The 19,166-nt window shown below is 40.2% G+C and carries 16 protein-coding genes; 7 read left to right on the forward strand and 9 right to left on the reverse strand.

What is annotated here, in order from left to right; genetic code table 11:
- Positions 1-34 precede the first annotated feature (34 nt).
- On the reverse strand, positions 35-454 hold the full coding sequence (gene psbU / locus ACXITR_RS12175; protein ID WP_457997487.1) for a photosystem II complex extrinsic protein PsbU: 420 nt from the start codon (positions 452-454) through the stop codon (positions 35-37).
- Between the two features lie 391 nt (positions 455-845).
- Here psbU and ACXITR_RS12180 point away from each other — a divergent pair, with 391 nt between their 5' ends.
- Entirely contained in the window at positions 846-1,481 is a 636-nt protein-coding gene (locus ACXITR_RS12180; RefSeq protein ID WP_457997488.1) for a peroxiredoxin, read from the forward strand.
- 139 nt (positions 1,482-1,620) lie between these two features.
- On the opposite strand, the gene carB is transcribed toward ACXITR_RS12180, so the two are convergent.
- The 3 genes from carB to pds form a co-directional block, all read right to left on the reverse strand.
- Positions 1,621-4,869, reverse strand: coding sequence for a carbamoyl-phosphate synthase large subunit (carB, locus tag ACXITR_RS12185; protein ID WP_457997489.1), 3,249 nt, complete (start codon positions 4,867-4,869; stop codon positions 1,621-1,623).
- A gap of 189 nt (positions 4,870-5,058) precedes the next feature.
- Positions 5,059-5,988: a 15-cis-phytoene synthase CrtB gene (crtB, locus tag ACXITR_RS12190; protein WP_457997490.1), complete on the reverse strand. Its 930-nt coding sequence runs from the start codon at positions 5,986-5,988 to the stop codon at positions 5,059-5,061.
- A gap of 174 nt (positions 5,989-6,162) precedes the next feature.
- Complete coding sequence (gene pds / locus ACXITR_RS12195) at positions 6,163-7,581, reverse strand: 15-cis-phytoene desaturase (protein ID WP_457997491.1); 1,419 nt, start codon at positions 7,579-7,581, stop codon at positions 6,163-6,165.
- A 239-nt stretch (positions 7,582-7,820) separates the two neighbouring features.
- Here pds and ACXITR_RS12200 point away from each other — a divergent pair, with 239 nt between their 5' ends.
- A complete protein-coding gene (locus tag ACXITR_RS12200; protein ID WP_457997492.1) occupies positions 7,821-9,119 on the forward strand; it encodes a CapA family protein in 1,299 nt (432 codons plus the stop codon).
- Here the strand turns inward: ACXITR_RS12200 and ACXITR_RS12205 are convergent.
- A complete protein-coding gene (locus ACXITR_RS12205; RefSeq protein WP_457997493.1) occupies positions 9,102-10,685 on the reverse strand; it encodes a CocE/NonD family hydrolase in 1,584 nt (527 codons plus the stop codon). The genes ACXITR_RS12200 and ACXITR_RS12205 overlap by 18 nt on opposite strands.
- 6 nt (positions 10,686-10,691) lie before the next feature.
- Positions 10,692-10,982: a hypothetical protein gene (locus ACXITR_RS12210; RefSeq protein WP_457997494.1), complete on the reverse strand. Its 291-nt coding sequence runs from the start codon at positions 10,980-10,982 to the stop codon at positions 10,692-10,694.
- A gap of 172 nt (positions 10,983-11,154) precedes the next feature.
- On the opposite strand from ACXITR_RS12210, the gene ACXITR_RS12215 reads away from it, so the two are divergent.
- From ACXITR_RS12215 to ACXITR_RS12230, 4 genes are all read left to right on the forward strand, one after another.
- Positions 11,155-12,537 (forward strand): 16S rRNA (cytosine(967)-C(5))-methyltransferase, encoded by a 1,383-nt coding sequence (locus ACXITR_RS12215; RefSeq protein ID WP_457997495.1) that lies wholly within the window; start codon positions 11,155-11,157, stop codon positions 12,535-12,537.
- The gene (locus ACXITR_RS12220) at positions 12,534-12,950 is read left to right on the forward strand and encodes a tellurite resistance TerB family protein (protein ID WP_457997496.1); all 417 of its coding nucleotides are present in this window, start codon (positions 12,534-12,536) and stop codon (positions 12,948-12,950) included. Before ACXITR_RS12215 ends, ACXITR_RS12220 begins: the two co-directional genes overlap by 4 nt.
- A gap of 111 nt (positions 12,951-13,061) precedes the next feature.
- Positions 13,062-13,457 (forward strand): Fur family transcriptional regulator, encoded by a 396-nt coding sequence (locus tag ACXITR_RS12225; protein ID WP_457997497.1) that lies wholly within the window; start codon positions 13,062-13,064, stop codon positions 13,455-13,457.
- 96 nt (positions 13,458-13,553) lie between these two features.
- Positions 13,554-13,721 carry a metallothionein gene (locus ACXITR_RS12230; protein ID WP_457997498.1) on the forward strand — a complete coding sequence of 56 codons (168 nt, stop codon included), beginning with the start codon at positions 13,554-13,556 and terminating at the stop codon, positions 13,719-13,721.
- A gap of 59 nt (positions 13,722-13,780) precedes the next feature.
- Here the strand turns inward: ACXITR_RS12230 and purU are convergent, their stop codons facing one another.
- On the reverse strand, positions 13,781-14,647 hold the full coding sequence (gene purU / locus ACXITR_RS12235; RefSeq protein WP_457997499.1) for a formyltetrahydrofolate deformylase: 867 nt from the start codon (positions 14,645-14,647) through the stop codon (positions 13,781-13,783).
- A 241-nt stretch (positions 14,648-14,888) separates the two neighbouring features.
- Here purU and ACXITR_RS12240 point away from each other — a divergent pair, with 241 nt between their 5' ends.
- Positions 14,889-15,254 carry a hypothetical protein gene (locus ACXITR_RS12240; protein ID WP_457997500.1) on the forward strand — a complete coding sequence of 122 codons (366 nt, stop codon included), beginning with the start codon at positions 14,889-14,891 and terminating at the stop codon, positions 15,252-15,254.
- 39 nt (positions 15,255-15,293) lie between these two features.
- On the opposite strand, the gene ACXITR_RS12245 is transcribed toward ACXITR_RS12240, so the two are convergent.
- Both ACXITR_RS12245 and ACXITR_RS12250 read right to left on the reverse strand, forming a co-directional pair.
- A complete protein-coding gene (locus ACXITR_RS12245) occupies positions 15,294-16,508 on the reverse strand; it encodes an anion transporter (protein ID WP_457997501.1) in 1,215 nt (404 codons plus the stop codon).
- Positions 16,509-16,609: 101 nt separating this feature from the next.
- The gene (locus ACXITR_RS12250; RefSeq protein ID WP_457997502.1) at positions 16,610-19,084 is read right to left on the reverse strand and encodes an ATP-dependent Clp protease ATP-binding subunit; all 2,475 of its coding nucleotides are present in this window, start codon (positions 19,082-19,084) and stop codon (positions 16,610-16,612) included.
- Between the last annotated feature and the right edge of the window lie 82 nt (positions 19,085-19,166).

Consider the following 19,166-nt stretch of genomic DNA (forward strand, 5'->3'; position numbering starts at 1 on the left):
CTATAACAGAATTTTTTTTGATTACAGCCTTGGTTTAGTAAACCCCAGGATTATAACGCTCGTCACCTTCGTTCAAAATGTATGAAGGAGGAGTAACACTAAATCTATCGATATTCGCTTGTAATCTTTCTTTTTGTCTTTCACTCAAGCCGGGGATGCTTAAAACATCCTCTACTTCTTCGTAGGGGGCATTCTGAATGATCATACTTGCTAGTTTGGGATAAAATCCTCTTAGCTCACGGAAATCACGAATATCACTATTGTTAACGTCAATGGTGTCGCTGGGAATATCACTGGCTACATCAGACATATCACCCTCTACCGCTACAATACGGGGGCTTAATTGACTAATGCCATTGAAATCTAATGCTTGAGCGGGTTGAGCAAATAACAAGGCACAACCAACAACAAGGATACTAAAATATGCAGTGATACGTTGCCATAATAATTTCATGAAAAATGAACCTCCAAATTTAAGATAGTTTTTTAATATTTACTTGAGATTTTTTTATTTTATTCAGTCTAGGGTCATGGCCTTGACAACTTAATTGATGAACAATTTTGCCATCCTATGGTGGTTTTTATTGCCCATTGGTTTGTTAATCTCTAATCCCTAGCATTGATGATAATGCTTTAGTTTGGGGAAGATTGCTATGAGTTAGTTTTGATTTTATCAGTGAAACAGCCCTGATACTTAAAGGTTTCGTAAAGATTTGTAAAGAAGAATAAAATAATCTTTCGGTAGTCTCAAGAATAATTGTAAAATATGAGACAGTTTCAATTTTACCCTTTGCGTGGGAAATCTTAAATCTATAGTTCGTTTTAGTTTATAGGAAAAATTTTATATGGCATTACAATTAGGGGATACTGTTCCTAACTTTACTCAAGCCTCTAGTGAGGGGGAGATTAATTTTTATGATTGGGCTGGAGATAGTTGGGTAGTTCTTTTTTCTCACCCTGCAGATTATACTCCCGTATGTACCACTGAATTGGGTACTGTGGCTAGTTTACAGTCCGAGTTCAAAAAACGCAATGTTAAAACTATCGCTTTGAGTGTAGATGATGTCGAATCCCATAAGGGTTGGATTTGTGATATTAACGAAACTCAAAATACTACCGTTAATTATCCTATTTTGGCTGATGGCGATCGCACCGTAGCTGATTTATACGGTATGGTTCATCCTAAGTCTTTAAATAACCTTACCGTTAGAAGTGTATTCATCATCGACCCTAACAAAAAGTTAAGATTAACCATCACCTACCCTGCTAGTACAGGACGTAATTTTGATGAAATCTTAAGGGTTATCGACTCTTTACAACTAACTGATTATCACCAAGTTGCAACCCCTGCTAACTGGCAAGATGGAGATGATTGCGTAGTGGTGCCTTCCATTCCCACCGAAGAAGCGAAACAGAAGTTTCCTAAAGGTGTGACTGAAATCAAGCCTTATTTGCGCATGACTCCCCAACCCAATAAGTAAATAGTTGGTATTTTCACGACTAAGGAAGGGATGTAATTATGTATTACGTCCCTTTTCTGTGATTGGCAGATGATTATACTTTTTCTCAAAATAAAATAGCAAAACCCCTCTCCCGTAAGGTAAGAGAAGGGCTAATTTATTAAAGGAAATAATCCTGAAGAGCTTTAACCTGTAAAGGTTCGGACTGTAGAGAACGTATGGCTTCTACCGTGGCTCTTGCTCCCGCAATGGTAGTAATGATAGGTAGTCGATAATCTAGGGCGCTACGACGAATTTTACGACCATCATAGAGGGATTCTTCCTCTGCACTGGGGGTATTGATAATAAATTGAATCTGATTGTTTTTGATGCAATCAATGACGTGGGGACGACCTTCATGGAGTTTTAAAACCAATTCCACATCTTCCACCCCATTCTCCAAGAGAGCTTTACGAGTACCTGAAGTGGCTACCAGTTTAAAGCCCAGGGCAACTAAATCCTTAGCCACGGGAACGATCGCCCCTTTATCCCGATCACTCATGGAAATGAACACAGTCCCAGAAGTATGGATAGTAACCCCTGCACCGATTTCCGCTTTTGCAAACGCTTTCCCAAAGTCGCTATCGATACCCATTACTTCCCCTGTACTACGCATTTCAGGTCCTAGGAGAGTATCAGCACCAACGAACTTATTAAAAGGTAATACCGCCTCTTTCACCGCTACATGACGGGGAATAATTTCCTCGGTGGCGTTTAATTCTTTTAGGGTTTTACCAGACATCACCAAAGATGCAACCTTTGCCAATGGTCTTCCTGTGGCTTTAGAAACATAAGGCACGGTGCGCGAAGCCCGGGGATTCGCTTCGAGAATGTAAGCGGTTTCCCCCTGTACAGCATATTGAATGTTCATTAAGCCCACCACTTTTAAAGATTGAGCTAATTTTACCGTCCAATCTCGGAGGACATCAACAACTTCATCGCTGAGGGTAGTATAAGGAATAGAACAAGCTGAGTCTCCAGAGTGTACCCCCGCTTCTTCGATATGCTCCATAATACCGCCAATAACCACTTGCCCCGTATGGTCACAAATGGCATCCACATCCACCTCAATGGCATTTTGGAGGAATTTATCAATTAAGATAGGATGTTCAGGTTCAATGTGTACCGCATATTTCATATACTGTTCTAGCTCAGTCACATTATAAACCACGCGCATACCACGACCCCCAAGGACGTAGGAAGGACGTACCACCACAGGATAGGTGATTTTCTCGGCAATGATCAAGGCTTCTTCAAAACTTCTGGCGATACCATTGGGGGGTTGTTTGATACCTAAATCATCAAGAATGGCTTCAAATTTTTCCCTGTCTTCAGCGGTATCGATGGAGTCGGGGGATGTACCCCAAATTTTGGTTTTGACGGGGCAATGGGCATCCCCAAGGTAGTTTTTCAGAGGTACGGCTAGTTTGAGGGGAGTTTGTCCACCAAATTGAATAATTACCCCATCAGGATTTTCCGATTCGATGATATTTAAAACATCTTCTTTGGTGAGGGGTTCAAAGTAAAGGCGATCGCTCGTATCGTAGTCGGTGGAGACGGTTTCGGGGTTAGAGTTAACCATGATAGTCTCAAAACCTGCATCCTGGAGAGAAAAAGAAGCATGACAACAACAGTAGTCAAATTCGATACCTTGTCCGATGCGGTTCGGCCCTCCTCCCAAAATCATCACTTTTTTATTATCGGTGACGTTATTTTCACTGGCTCCCGATTCATAGGTAGAGTAATAGTAGGGGGTAAAGGCTTCAAATTCGGCGGCGCAGGTATCTACTAATTTATAAACTGGTAATACCCCTAATGATTTACGATAAGCCCTGACTTCATCTTCTTTGGTTTTAGTGGCAAAGCCAATTTGATGATCGCTAAAACCTTGTTTTTTAATCTCTAACATCTCCTCCTTACTAATTTGCTTAAGGGGAGTACGCTTCATGAATTTTTCGATCTCTACAATCTCTTGCATTTTATCTAAAAACCAAGGATCGATCGCACTCAGGCCGTAAATTTCCTCCACACTCATTCCCAATTTCAGGGCATGGTAAACACTAAAAATGCGCTCAGGTTTAGGAGTACGCAATTGAGAACTAATTTGAGATAGGGTAGGTAAGGTTTCATTGCGATCGCACCCAAAGCCAAAACGACCAATTTCGAGGGATCTCAAAGCCTTTTGGAAAGATTCATTAAAAGTACGTCCAATGGCCATGGCTTCTCCCACCGACTTCATCTGAGTAGTGAGGGTAGAAGAAGAACCGGGGAACTTCTCAAAAGCAAAACGGGGAATTTTTGTCACCACATAATCAATGGTAGGCTCAAAAGAAGCAGGGGTTTTCTTGGTAATATCATTAGAAATCTCATCCAAGGAATAACCCACCGCCAATTTCGCCGCAAATTTTGCAATGGGGAAACCCGTCGCCTTAGAAGCCAAAGCCGAAGAGCGAGAAACCCGAGGATTCATCTCAATTACAATCACCTCCCCATTGACAGGATTAGTGGAAAATTGAATATTAGAACCCCCCGTTTCTACCCCAATCTCTCGGATAATAGCCTTGGAATAGTCCCTTAAACGCTGATATTCCTTATCCGTCAAAGTTTGAGCAGGGGCAACGGTAATAGAATCCCCCGTATGTACCCCCATGGGATCAATATTTTCGATAGAACAGATAATAACCACATTATCCGCCATATCCCTCATCACTTCCAACTCATATTCCTTCCAACCAATCAAAGACTTTTCAATCAAAATCTGGGACATAGGAGAAGCATCAATCCCAAACTTCGCCATCTCCTCAAATTCCTCTTGGTTGTAGGCAATACCGCCCCCAGTACCTCCCATGGTAAAAGCAGGACGAATAATTAGAGGGTAAGAACCAATTTCATCGGCCACAGCCTTAGCCTCTTCCCAGTTACTAGCGATGCCCGAAGGACATACCGGCACCCCAATCCTTGCCATGGCTTCCTTAAATAATTCCCTATCCTCCGCCATTTTTATAGCAGGTAGTTTCGCCCCAATCAATTCCACACCGTATTTATTTAAAACCCCAGACTCTGCCAAAGAAACCGCAGTATTCAGAGCCGTTTGCCCCCCCATGGTGGGCAGTAAAGCATCGGGGCGCTCCTTAGCGATTACCTTTTCAACAATTTCTGGGGTAATAGGTTCAATATAAGTCCGTTCCGCCGTATCAGGATCCGTCATAATCGTAGCTGGGTTAGAATTGACCAAAACTACCTCATAACCCTCTTCTCTTAGGGCTTTACAGGCTTGGGTTCCTGAATAGTCGAACTCACAGGCTTGTCCAATTATGATAGGACCAGAACCTAAAATAAGAATTTTGTTTATATCTTCACGACGTGGCATATGTCTTTACCGCCTTAACTCTCTAATTTATATTAGTCTCACATATTTTAATGCCTATCGCTGTTTATTGTTCTTTTAGTTTGTTTCTATTTAATGACAATATGTTAAATTCTGACTAACGAGGGAGGGTGGTATAGACGTAGGGTGCTACGTCTTTTAGAAACTCAGGCTTTTACTCTATTTTCAGGTTTACAAAACTTGAGCCCTTAACCATGCCACGGGTAAATAAAGCATTTTGTTGGGAGCGGGTACAAAGGCACGGCGGTTAAAAACATCATAATCATTTTTCTCAATCACATCGAGAATTCCTTGATACAACATTAAGGCAGTCCACACCGGCCAATGACCATCAGGATTTAGAGAGCGGATACCCCTTTCGGCATCTACATAGTATTTTCTAGCCCGTTGGATTTCAAACTTCATTAAACTGCACCAACGGTCATCTATTACTTTGTTAAATAAATCTTTTTCGGTGTAGTCAAACATTGCCAAATCTTCGAGGGGTAGGTAAATACGATTACGCTCAATATCTTCTCCCACATCCCGAAGAATGTTCGTTAATTGATTGGCAATACCAAGGGCGATCGCCTCCTGTTCTGGTACAATGATCGATTGACGATTCCAAGGAGTGCTTAAATTGCGATCGTCAACCCCCAGCACCGCCGAAGACATCAAGCCCACCGTACCAGCCACACGGTAACAATATAAATCTAATTCCTCAAAAGTATCATAGCGGTTGCGATACAAATCCATTCTTTGACCAGCTATCATATCCCGAAAGGGTTGAATATCCATGGGGAAATGGGCAAGGGTATCCACCAGAGCCACATCAGGATCATCAATGGGTTGTCCATCAAATACCGACTCCAATTGAGTCTCCCACAAGTCAAGGGTTTCAGGGGTGGTAAATTTAGCTTGAGGGCCATCTACTAATTCATCAGTACGACGACACCAGACATAGATAGCCCAGATTGCCTTTCTTTTTTGTTTCGGCATCAACAAAGTACCAAGATAAAAGGTCTTGGAATACTTCGCCGTTACCTGACGACAATATTCATAGGACTCCTCAACGGAAGCTAGGGGGTGTTTTGGTTTTAATTTTTTAGGCAGTTGCAGCATTCATCCCTGCTGAAATAATTACTAGATTAAGTTTAAAAATGAAAATAATGACAATTTTCTAGTATTGTCTCACCTTCTGACAAATTTTAACTATTTATTTCCCATAGAGTCTAACAAAATTATTGGAGGTCAACAAGAATTAAACCCTTGTGAGAAATAAATAATATGGTGTGATTAACCTACAAATGTAGGCTCACCTTTTGCCATACTTGGTTTTCTAACGGGTACTTTTTTATTGGCGATCGCCTGGGCGGTCAATTTTCCAGATAATACAGCCCCTTCCATACTTCCCAGATATTCCTGCATAGTATAACTACCCGAGAGGAAGAAATTAGAAATGGGGGTAGCCTGACTAGGGCGGTAAGCCTGACGACCGGGAATCGCTTTATAAACTGAACGGGGGGTTTTTAATACCTTCGCCTTGCGCACCTTAGCAACGTTAGGAATTTGGTCGGGAAATAGTTTTGCCAATTCTTCCATGGTCGCCTCAATAATCGCCTCATCAGATTTACCAATCCAATCCTCGGCGGGGGCAAGAACTAACTCCAACATGGAGCGTTCGGGATCATAATATTCCTTAGTAGTAACACTCATGTCCGCATAGACACTGAGTAAAGGAGAGCGGGAGAATAAAAGTTGATCCACATCGGTTAATTTGCGATCAAACCATATTTGAACGTTAATAACAGGTACCCCCTCAAGCCCGTCCAACTGTTGGAAAAAAGGCTCTTCCTTCCAAGGCTCAGGCATCAATAATTTCATGGCATCTACCGACATCGCCGACACATAGGCATCCGCTTCGATTACCTCATCTTCCGCTCCATTCAAACCCCTAATCAAGAGATGTTTAACCGAGCCATCTTCATTTAAAACAATTTTCTTTAAAGGAGAGCTAGTGCGTACTTCCCCGCCTCTTTCGGTGACATAATCCACAATGGGTGCGCATAAACGCTCTGGGGGCGCTCCATCCAAGAAAGCAATCTTTGAGCCGTAACGCTCCTGCAAGAACTTATTTAACGCTGTGAGAATAATGGTAGCGGATACCTCATCAGGATTAATAAAAGTAAGGGCTTTGGAGGCGGCAATAAAAATATCAGTATTTACCTTTTCATCGATACCCTGGATTCTCAACCATTCGATGAGGCTATATTTATCCATGTCCTCTACATATTTTTGACCACGGATAATGGCAGGAAATAGACCAATGGCAAAGCGAATCTTCTGGCTCCATGTCAACATATCATTGTTGCGCAGAATAGAAGTAATGACATTGAAAGGAGAGGGAATATCCGGTACATCGAAACGGGAAAGAGTACCGGGTTTTTCGGGTTGGTTAAAAATGAGGGTGTGTTGTTTCCACTGTAAACGGTCTAAAATTCCTAACTCGCCCATGAGTTGTAACATATTGGGATAAGCTCCAAAAAAGGCGTGTAAACCTGTTTCTAACCAGTCTCCATCCTCGTCTTTCCAAGCGGCTACTAAACCCCCTAATACATCTCTACTTTCTAATAAAATAGGTTGATGTCCTAAATCGGTTAAATATTTGGCGCAGGATAATCCTGCTAACCCTCCTCCTGCAATTGCTACTCGCATCTCTTTTTTTTGTTACTACTACTATTTCTCTATCCTATTTTAGTAGTATTTCTTGACATTTCGTAATATTTTTTTAACATTATCCTCATATCTGGTCAAAAAAAAGGTCATAAATTTTCCAATTGTGGATAATATTTAAGTTGTAATGGCTGTTGCTCAAGGATTTTCCTCGGGTAAGGATTTTTTCTATTTTTAATTCAATGCTCCATTTATTTTTTTCATAATTGTTAAATAAGTTTATGGTTAGTCGCTTTTTACTGGGATTTTTGTGGATTTTTTATTTGGTCGGCTGTAATGATACCCATAAAGCTATGGTTGAGGTGGTTTCTGACACGGCCATCACTGATACTAATATGGGTCACAATGACACTATGGAGGGGATGTTTGCTCCCCTTCCTGAGCCTACAACCCCTGTGGTAGCTGTAAATATTCAGAGTAAGCCTAATCAAACTAATTTTTATGACACCCTAGGGGCGATCGCCCTTGACTATGAACAGGCAGAGGATTTTATCGATATTCGGGGGGTAGGAGATGCAGGAATGGCTCACACCCATCGGCAACCCATGACGTTAACCGATGCCGTCTTTCCTGGGGTACAAGCAAACTTTGGAAAGTTATTAGATGCTTTTGATGGTACGGGAAAATCCTATCGGGCAGATTTATCTTTTATGAATTGGGAAAGCACCTTGGGCTTATCATGTCAACAGTTTTGGGCGCCCTTGGGCCCTCGCTCTTTTGCGTTTGTATCCCATCCTGACAACATGAAGGGCATCTATGAAAGGGGTTTTAATTTAATTGGTTTGGCGAATAACCATACCCGTGATTGCGATCGCGCGGAGGAGGGGGTTGACGGAGTATTTGCCACCGCTAGGCACATGGAAAGGTTAACCTCAAAATTAAATGCTAGTTGGCTATGGCATGGGGTAGGGGAAAACAAGGAAGCGGTGGTTAAAACCATAATCATTAAAGATAAACCCGTTAAAGTGGCTTTTGCTAGTCTTTACCTTGCCTACGGAGATTGTACCTATACCGCCTGTTTGAAAGATGAACTAACTATATTGCGATCGCTCCGTGACTCCCAAGCCGATATTCGCATCCTTTCTATTCATAGTTGGACGGCGGAAACCCAAAAACAGTTGGTGGATGTGGGAGTGAATTTTATTCGTCATTTCGAGGGGGATATTGTATTTGGTCACGGGCCCCATCGCCTTGAGCCAGTGAGGGTTGTAGAGTCTCCTAGGGGCAAGAGAGGGGTTATTTTTGAGAGCTTGGGAAATTTTATTCATCCTGTTCTTTTACCTATTCCTGAGAACATTATTGGTCGAGTTTTGTTTGACAAGGAAACCTTGGAATTACGACAAATTCAGGTGATTCCCATTTCCACAGACAGGGTTTATGCTTCTTTTAATAACAATTTTGACCCCACAAAGGTAATTGGTAATGTTTCATGGCAACCTATCAACGATGATAACTGGCGTAGTGGTGTAAATTCTAATGCCCGTGGTGCTTATACTAATATTTTACAATCTCAAAAATGATTCTTCGGTACAAAAAACTTTTAAGGTAATGGTTTGGGCTTCTTGACTATCTCCTTTATTCAGGGCATAGGCAGGAAAAGCACTACCACTAATACTAAGACGGAGGGCTGTATTTTTTTTAAGGGCGATCGCACTGGGTTGGAGATTAAATATAATGGGCTTATTCCCTTGATGCTCTTGTACTGTGATATGACCTTGACTAAAATTATAGACCCTCCCATCAGGATAAACCTGAGAAAGTACCGCACTTATATCAAAAGTAGAATGATTACAAGCAACTTTTAACTGTAAAAAAATATCGCCAATTATAGTTAACTTTTCTGTCAAAAAATCTGAAGTATAAGTAATAATATCTGCCCTTTGATCCAACTCTCCCCTCTCAAAACTTCCAGCCCTAACGCTATTGTGTCCGCCCAAACTAGGGGTGGGTCGCCAAAAGTCAGTTACTAATATATCCTCTGATATTTTTTTGTTTTTGCTTAATAAATTACCATTATCGTCTCTAACATTAGCTAATCCTGTACTGTTTAGATAGAATTTAGTGTATTTTTCTTTGTCTAAAGTTTTCTTTTTTATCCACTTATTTTCTCCCATAAGAAATAAATTTATATTTCTTTTAGGAATTTTATTATTTTTAACACCTTTTAAATAATAATCAAACCAACTGATTTGAGCCTCATTAATATTATTATTTGCCGTAACAGAGTAAGTGCGGTTGCCCTTCGTATTACCCCAAGGAATATGACACCAAGGCCCCATAATTAACGACTGTCGCCACTCACTTTTAGCCCTCATTTGCTGATAAAAATTCCAAGTCCCCCGTAAATAACCATCAAACCAGCCCCCAATATGAAGCATAGGTAAATCAATCCTATCAAGATAACTTTGAGGAGATAATTTTCGCCAATAATCATCATCAGGAGGGGTATTCAACCAGCGATAATAAAAAGGAGCATACTTTCTCAAAGCCTCCTCCACAGCAGAAGGAATGCCCCACACAGGTAAATTACGAGAAGCCGAAAAAAGTAAATTATAAGCAGAAAAATCCCCTTTCAATCTTGCCGTTTGCGCCCCCAACTGTATCGCCCAAGCCAAATTTAACTCATAACAAAAAGCCCCATTTTCATAGGCCCAATCACCATATAAATCCGAAGCAATCATCGCCGGGCAAATGGTTTTCAAGGCAGGATGTTGACTAATAGCACCATATATCTGAGTCATACCCTGATAGGAAAAACCATACATTCCCACCTCCCCTGTACTACCTTCTAGGGTACTAAGCCAGTTTAAAGTATCCTCCCCATCATCAATTTCTGACTCAAATAAATGAAACTCCCCCCCCGAATTACCCCTACCCCTCACATCTTGGATAACCACCATATATCCATGGGAAGCATACCAGCGAGGATGGGCATATACCACCGTAGAAGCAATTTCCCTGCCATAGGGTTGACGCATCAACAGAATAGGTAACTTTTCCTCGGTTTTAGGACGATAAATATCAGCCACCAACATCACCCCATCACGGGTTTTCATGGTAACAACTTCTTTACTAACTTGATACATCAATAATTAAATAACTTGACGAAATGCTTTTAGTTGGTTATTGTAACGAAACACAATAGATTTTCCTAAATGTAATTGCTCCACTGCATCAATCAGAATATCAGCTTGTTCTTTTACTATTTCTAGTTGATAAGGACAAAGGGTAAAATCGAGACAAACTATAGTAGATGAGTCCCAAGGTTCACGAAATATCTTACACTCAGAAGGCAAAAGTTGAACAATACTACGAAATCTAGTTAAAATTTCTTCTTCTAAATCTCTGGCACAAAAGCTGACTGTCGAACCATATTCATACATGGATTCAACTCCATTAACTGATTTTATCTATAACTCTACGTTAACACTGTTTTTTTATTCCCAAAGATCATTTGTAGCAAAAGTTTGCATTCTTGAGAATTAAAAAGAAATATACGTACAATTTACTTTGATAATATTAATTGTTCATTGTTTACCCATTACCCACTTTTAAATGAATCCAACATACTCACCCCGTCAACTAGCTTTTTTTGCCCTGCAGGATATATACGGAAATAAAGCCTACACAGACATTGCTTTAGAAAGGGTTTTAAATAAAAATCAAGGATTAAAATCCATGGATAAGGGGCTAGTGTCGGAGTTAGTATATGGAATCGTGAGAAGAAAAAGAACCCTTGATAGTTTAGTAAATCAATTAGGTACCAAAAAAGCCAGTCAACAACCCCTACCATTAAGAATCATTTTACACTTAGGTTTATATCAGCTTAGGTATCTCGATAAAATTCCCCCATCAGCAGCGGTAAACACAAGCGTAGAGTTAGCCAAACAAAATGGGTTAAGTAAATTGTCAGGGGTGGTTAATGGTATCTTAAGATCTTATCTTAGGAAAGCTGAAATAGAAGATCCCTTAATTTTGCCATCAGAGTTAGTACCTAAATTAGGGGTGAAGTATAGTTTTCCTGATTGGATTGTGGAGGTTTTTCTAAAGCAGTTAAACCTTAAGGAAACTAAAAAATTATTGGAGTGGTACAACCAATCTCCTTCTTTAGATATAAGAATAAATAGTTTAAAAACTACAACCCAAGAAATACAAAACTCCTTGGAAGCTGATGGCATTGAGTCTGAATTGATTCCCCATTTACCCCAAGGATTAAGACTATCATCCGTGGGTAATGTACGCCATTTAAAAGGATTTTCTGAGGGTTTATTTTCCGTACAAGATAGTAGCGCTCAATTAGTAGGTCATTTTTTAGAGCCTAGGGCTGGAGAAACTGTATTTGATGCCTGTGCAGCCCCGGGAGGTAAAACTACCCACATCGCTGAGTTAATGGGAGACAAGGGGGTTATAATTGCCTGTGATAATATTGCTTCTCGGTTAGATAAAATTCGGGAAAATGTGGAGCGTTTGGGTTTAAAATCTGTTGAAATTATAGAGGGAGATAGTAGTAGTTTTGATGTTTTCGCCCGATTAAAGATTGATAGTGAGATGGTATCATCTAAGATGCGCATTTTAATTGATGCCCCTTGCTCTGGATTAGGTACATTACATAAACGTCCTGATATTCGTTGGCAACAAAAACCCGAGAAAATAAAGGAATTAGCAAAAAAACAACTAGCAATCCTTACTAATATGGCAAAGGGAGTAAAAGATAACGGTTGTCTAGTTTATGCCACTTGCACCCTCAACCCCACAGAAAATGAAGAAGTCATCGACGCTTTTTTAACTTCCCATCCCCATTGGCATATTGTTACAGAAAGAAATAATATAACCACAAATTTTCCGATAACATCGAAGGGGGCAATAAAAATTTTCCCTCACCGTCATAATATGGATGGTTTTTTTATGATCAAGTTAGTTAAGGGAGAAAGCCAGTGAATCAAGCCAATAAAACAAAGTTATTGATGAAAATTGTTATCGGTGCTGCTTGGATAGATGGCATCATTCATCAAGAAGAAAGAGACTATTTGAAAAAAATGGTTAAAGAAACCGAGTTGACGGATGATCCAGAAATTAAAAGTTTATTGTCGGAAATTAAGTCTATTTCCATTAATCAATGTTATGAATGGTTAGAGCTTTATTTAGGAAAAAATCCTAGTAAGGAAGATTATCAAAAATTATTAGAGTCTATTAGTGGTTTGGTTTATAGTGATGGGGATATTGACGTGGAAGAAGCAAAACTATTAAACTATCTACAAGATTTAGATCCTGAAAAGCAGACTTCTCAATCTATTTTTAAAAGTCTTTTAGTTTCAGTTAAAAAAATGTATAGTCAAGCGATTAATAATTAGGATGGCACTCTTACCTAGAGTTATGAAAATAACCTTGTTTTGGTAGAATAGGGGCTTATGGCCCTTGCCATGATTTTATTGTTAATTCTTATGGTGATTTTTGACTAAATAATGCGAACTACTAAAAATCAAACACTTATTCTAGGTTTACTAAAAAAGATAAAAGGAGAAATTAGCGCCCAACAAATACATTTTAAATTGCGGGAGGAAGGCTCTAGTACAGGACTAGCAACGGTTTACCGTAGTCTTAAAGCACTGCACCAAGAAGGATTAGTTCAAGAGCGAGTATCCCCCAGCGGTGAGTCTCTCTATAGCGTTATTAAGCATGAGCATCATCCCCACCATCTCAACTGTGTATGTTGCGGTGATTCTATTCCTTTAAATGATTGCCCTATTGACGATCAATTACATCAATGGTGTAAGTCAAAAAGGTTTACTGTTTATTACCATACCCTCGAATTTTTTGGTCTTTGCGATCATTGTCAACAACAATATGATGAAAAATAAAATTATTGTTAATTTTTTTGTAAATAATCCATGAATACTTGTTCAGGTGTTAGTATATTAATATAAATCAATTTCTAAGTTTACGAGGAAAAAAATATGACTACTGTTACTCAAATGAAGTGTGCTTGTCCTTCTTGTTTATGTATTGTTAATCTTAGTGATGCAATTCAAAAGAGTGATCAATATTACTGTTGTCAGGCTTGTGCTGATGGACATCCTAATGGTAGCGGTTGCGGCCATACTGGGTGTGGATGTAATAAATAATTAAGAATGGATAATTGAGAATTAAAAATTGTTTGTAATCTTCTCAATATCCTTAACTTTTATCCAAAAACGACTGTTTTGTTGCCATATACGAGTACCCTTTGTTGGAGATGTAGTCGGACGGCACGGGAAAGGACTATTTTTTCAAGGTCTTTTCCTTTTCTAATTAAGTCGGCTACGGTATCACGGTGACTAATTCTCACGACATCTTGCTCAATAATTGGTCCTGCGTCTAAGTCTTGGGTGACGTAATGCCCCGTTGCTCCGATAATTTTTACGCCCCTAGAGTAGGCTTGATGGTAGGGTTTGGCTCCTACAAATGCAGGTAGAAAAGAATGATGGATGTTAATGATGTTGGGAATTTGCTGGATAAATTGGGGGCTTAACACTTGCATATATTTAGCTAATATCACTAGGTCGATATGGGCTTTTTTTAATAATTCTATTTCTTTGGCTTCTTGTTCTACTTTATTTTCTTTGGTGATGGGGATATAATGATATTCGATGTCGAATTGTTGCGCTACGGAGGCTAAGTCTTGGTGATTACTTATAATTAAGCTGACTTCGGCTTTTAGTTCTTTGGCACGAATGCGCCATAATAGATCGTACAGACAGTGATCTTGTTTACTTACCCAGATGGCAAGGCGAGGAATACTGTTGGAAAAGTGGAGTTGCCATGTGGCTTTGAGGGGAAGGGCGATCGCACCGAAAGCCTTATCAATCAAATCTTTAGGTAAATTAAAACCGTCTAACTGCCACTCAATGCGAGAGAGAAATAAACCTGCTTCGGAGTCGGTGTGATGGTCAGCGTGAATGATGTTGCCACCATTAGAATAGATAAAGTTAGCTATTTTTGCTACTAAACCCTGTTGATCTGGGCATGATACCAGTAAGGTTGCGGTTTCTTGGCTCTGAGACTTCCCCATAGTAAATAGTTTCTTATCAATTTATTAAGTATTGAGATGGTAATTGTTAAACAAGTTTATAAGTCTTTACATTAAAAACGTGATTATGTCAAGATATTTAATCTTATTTTAAGATTCTTGTCAAATTAGTGAAATTTACGGTTGAAGGACGTAACCTAAAAATAGTAATTTAAATAGCAACAATTTTACTATTGTAAATTATCCATTAACCATTCACCGACTCCATCAGGAGTAATAAAATATGAATATGTGGTTATCTTTCTTTTTCTCTTTACTTCTAACAAGTTTAGTCAGTTTTGCCACCCCCATCATCATCAGCGTTTTAATTTTAGTTTCTTTTTATCTAATGGCTTATATTCCTGCCCTTGGATTTTTAGCAGAAAAAGGTTATGAGCATACTTGGAACTTTTTCACCGTTTTTGGTGATGGCTCTGGTAGTATGGGCATTCTTACCATTGGGGCAACCTGTGCCGTGGTAGGATTTTTATTTGAAGCCCTCAATTTTTATCGTTATCAAACCTTAGTACATCAACCTCTCCCTTCATGGTTATTACCCCAAAATATTCCCGATTTTCTTTCCCATAAAGGTATCAAGGGAAAACGTTAAGATTTTTTGAGCAATTTTTAGTTTAAAGACCCTTTTTTGTCAAAATTGCAGGTTAGCAAAGTTGAGAGTCAAGAGAATAGTTATAACAGTGAGGGGAAAGCCGAAGCGCAAATGCTCTGTAAATGAGAGGTGATACCCCTCGGATTTAGCAGATTCTACCATAATTAAGTTTGCCACGGAGCCGAATAGACTGAGATTTCCTGCGAGGGTGGAGCTTGAAGCAAGTAAAATCCAATTTTGAGGATTATCTGCCATAAAGTCTTTGATCAGTAAAACCGCTGGCACATTGGAGATGAGATTAGAAAGAATGGCGGTGACGGTAACGAGTCCCCAAGGATGGTCAATATAGGGAACAAATATATCTAGTAAGTTTAAATTTTGGACACTACGGGTAAGGATAAATAGCCCAGAAAACATCAGTAATAGTGACCAGTTGATTTGTTGTAATACTTTTTGAGCTTTGAGGCGACGGGTAATTAATAGTAAGGCAGCGGCGATAAATGCAGTTTCAGCCAGAGGCATTCCTACCACAAAACCGATGAGCATGATGGCGGTAATCACTAAGGTTTTAATTAGTAGGGGTAAATGGGTTTTTACTGGGGGTAGGGGGGTAATGGTAAGGGGCTGGTGCGATGGTATAACGGCACTTCGTGATCGCACATTAGGATATAAAAGATATAGTAAAGCAATTTGAATAAATAAACTAACCACCGCTATGGGGCTAAGGGTTTGTAAAAAATCGAGATAACCTATACCAGAAAAAGAAGCTACTAAGATATTTTGGGGATTACCGTTGAGGGTAGGTAACGAGCCTAAATTAGTGGCAGAAGCGATGGCAAGAAGATAAGGAATAGGGTTTAAACCCAAATTAATGGTTAGTTTTAACACCAAAGGAGTCATAACTAACACGAGGGTATCATTTAAAAATAAAGCCGATAAAAATGCAGTGGAAAAGGTAAGAATGACCATCAACCCAAAAGCACTAAGGGAAAACTGCAACAGGCGTTGAATAACAAGATTAAAAAATCCCCCATAGGAAAGATAACTGTTAATGATCATCATACTCAGCAAAAAAACGATGGTATTGACATCAATCGCCCCCCAACCTTCCTCCAGAGTTACTACCCCCAAACCAACCATAAAAGCTGAACCAACAAAGGCAATGGTAGCTCGATTCATCCTCAAGTAAGGAAAAAATCCCATGCCTAAGCCTAAATAACTGAGAGCTAAACAAATAATTCTAACTATAACCACAAAATAAAGTTCCTCAACCCTTTATTAACCACAAAAAAGGGTGAGCTTTTAACCCACCCAAAAATTAAACTTTTTGACACAAGATGAAAAAATGATTCAACCTAACTACCAGCTTTGGCAAGTAATGGAGTTGTATTTTCTTCAGCTTTAATAATTACCTTACCTTCTTCATTCACATCCACAAGGGCTGTATCTCCTTCCTTGAGACGTTTGGATAAGATTTCTTCCGCCAAAACATCTTCTAATAGACGCATGATGGCACGACGTAATGGACGAGCACCATAGGCAGGATTATATCCTTCTTCAATTAAACGCTCTTTGAATTTGTCAGTTACCTGTAGAGTAATTTCTTTCTCGGTAAGACGGGCAAATACTTCCTTGAGTAAGAGTTCGGAAATTTCCTTGACTTCCTCTTTGTTGAGTTGACGGAATACGATGATTTCATCAAGACGGTTGAGGAATTCGGGACGGAAGTAGTTTTTCAACTCTTCGTTAACAAGGGAGCGGATACGGTTGTACTGAGACTCGGTTTGATCGCTTTCTAGCTCAAAGCCTAATCCACCGCCACCTTTTTCAATGACTTTTGAACCAATGTTGGAAGTCATGATGAGGAGGGTATTTTTGAAGTCCACGGTGCGCCCTTTGGCATCGGTTAAACGTCCATCTTCCAAAATTTGTAGGAGGAGGTTAAATACATCGGGGTGTGCTTTTTCGATTTCGTCAAATAATACTACGGTGTAAGGACGACGACGGACGGCTTCGGTGAGTTGTCCTCCTTCGCTATAACCCACATATCCTGGAGGTGAACCAATTAATTTGGATACGGTGTGACGTTCCATATACTCAGACATATCCAAGCGAATCATGGAATCTTCTGAGCCAAAGAAGTAGGTAGCCAATGCTTTGGTAAGTTCGGTTTTTCCTACCCCCGTAGGTCCTGAGAATATAAAGGACGCAATGGGACGATTAGGATTTTTCAAACCAACTCTGGCACGACGGATGGCGCGCGAAATTGCTTTAACGGCATCTTCTTGACCGATAATTCTCTGGTGGAGGGTATCTTCCATTTGCAGAAGTTTTTCGGACTCAGATTCGGTGAGTTTTTGTACGGGTACACCAGTCCAAGATGCTACGATTTGAGCGATTTCTTCTTCCCCAACAACGGGGCTGTCGCTCACATTGGGGTTTGCTTTTTTCTGATCTGCTAAACCACGGATTTCGGTTTTAATTTCCATTTCCCGATCGCGCAGTTCCCCAGCTTTATCAAAGTCTTGGGATCTTACCGCTTCATCTTTTTCTTTTAAGACTTCCCGTAATTCTTTGTCCAATTCCTTGGCTTCGGCGGGTAGTTGGGAGTTGAGTAAACGAACTCTCGATCCTGCTTCGTCAACGAGGTCAATGGCTTTATCGGGTAAGAAGCGATCGCTGATATAACGATCTGATAGTTGGGCAGCGGCTTCAAGCGCCTCGTCACTAATTTTTAATTTGTGGTGTTGTTCATAACGTTCCCGTAAACCAAAGAGAATTTCGATGGTTTCATCTACGCTAGGCTCACCCACCATCACAGGTTGGAAACGACGGGCAAGGGCTGCATCCCTTTCGATGTGTTTGCGGTATTCATCTAGGGTGGTAGCACCAATACACTGGAGTTCACCACGGGCAAGGGCTGGTTTGAGGATGTTGGCCGCATCGATCGCACCTTCAGCCGCCCCTGCACCAATGAGGGTATGAACTTCATCAATCACAAGGATTACATTCCCTGCCTGACGAATTTCTTCCATAATTTTTTTGAGTCGTTCTTCAAATTCCCCACGATATTTGGTACCAGCTACCAATAAACCTACATCGAGGGTGACAACTCTTTTATCTTCTAATAAATCTGGGATGTCTTTGTTACCAATTCTTTGGGCTAAACCCTCGGCGATCGCAGTTTTACCAACCCCGGGCTCACCAATTAATACAGGGTTATTTTTGGTACGACGACCCAAAATTTGGATAACTCTTTCAATTTCCTTTTGTCTGCCCACCACAGGATCTAATTTTCCTTCAGCAGCAAGATTAGTTAAATTAGAGCCAAATTCATCAAGGGTAGGTGTTTTATTAGAACGGTTGCCCCCACCAGCACCCACAGGAGCCGATTCGGTTTCCCCTAACATCCTGATAACTTGGGTTCTTACCTTACCCAAATCAACCCCAAGATTTTCTAAAACCCTAGCGGCGACTCCTTCCCCTTCTCTAATCAACCCTAAAAGTAAATGTTCTGTGCCAATGTAGTTATGACCTAATTGACGAGCTTCTTCTAAGGATAATTCCAGCACTCTTTTTGCTCTGGGAGTAAAAGGAATTTCGACAGCGACGAATCCTGAGCCACGACCGATGATTTTTTCTACCTCAATACGGGCATCTTTTAAATTTACACCCATGGGTTTGAGGACTTTTGCGGCGACACCAGTGCCTTCTCCGATTAGACCAAGCAAAATTTGCTCAGTACCTACGAAGTTATGACCCAAGCGACGAGCTTCTTCTTGAGCCAACATGATCACCTTGATCGCCTTTTCTGTGAAGCGTTCAAACATAATATACCTTAATTCACCTTATGCCTTGTTTATTGTTGATTTTAGCATAGGAATATGGTCAGTCTGTGCTAACTGACACACT

The sequence above is a fragment of the Cyanobacterium sp. genome (genome assembly GCF_054166785.1).

Coding starts and splice junctions, on each gene's coding strand:
- psbU (WP_457997487.1), bottom strand. CDS start 454: ATGAAATTATTATGGCAACGTATCACTGCATATTTTAGTATCCTTGTT.
- ACXITR_RS12215 (WP_457997495.1), top strand. CDS start 11,155: ATGAATCCAACATACTCACCCCGTCAACTAGCTTTTTTTGCCCTGCAG.
- ACXITR_RS12180 (WP_457997488.1), top strand. CDS start 846: ATGGCATTACAATTAGGGGATACTGTTCCTAACTTTACTCAAGCCTCT.
- crtB (WP_457997490.1), bottom strand. CDS start 5,988: ATGCTGCAACTGCCTAAAAAATTAAAACCAAAACACCCCCTAGCTTCC.
- pds (WP_457997491.1), bottom strand. CDS start 7,581: ATGCGAGTAGCAATTGCAGGAGGAGGGTTAGCAGGATTATCCTGCGCC.
- ACXITR_RS12240 (WP_457997500.1), top strand. CDS start 14,889: ATGAATATGTGGTTATCTTTCTTTTTCTCTTTACTTCTAACAAGTTTA.
- ACXITR_RS12210 (WP_457997494.1), bottom strand. CDS start 10,982: ATGTATGAATATGGTTCGACAGTCAGCTTTTGTGCCAGAGATTTAGAA.
- ACXITR_RS12225 (WP_457997497.1), top strand. CDS start 13,062: ATGCGAACTACTAAAAATCAAACACTTATTCTAGGTTTACTAAAAAAG.
- ACXITR_RS12230 (WP_457997498.1), top strand. CDS start 13,554: ATGACTACTGTTACTCAAATGAAGTGTGCTTGTCCTTCTTGTTTATGT.
- purU (WP_457997499.1), bottom strand. CDS start 14,647: ATGGGGAAGTCTCAGAGCCAAGAAACCGCAACCTTACTGGTATCATGC.
- ACXITR_RS12205 (WP_457997493.1), bottom strand. CDS start 10,685: ATGTATCAAGTTAGTAAAGAAGTTGTTACCATGAAAACCCGTGATGGG.
- carB (WP_457997489.1), bottom strand. CDS start 4,869: ATGCCACGTCGTGAAGATATAAACAAAATTCTTATTTTAGGTTCTGGT.
- ACXITR_RS12200 (WP_457997492.1), top strand. CDS start 7,821: ATGGTTAGTCGCTTTTTACTGGGATTTTTGTGGATTTTTTATTTGGTC.
- ACXITR_RS12250 (WP_457997502.1), bottom strand. CDS start 19,084: ATGTTTGAACGCTTCACAGAAAAGGCGATCAAGGTGATCATGTTGGCT.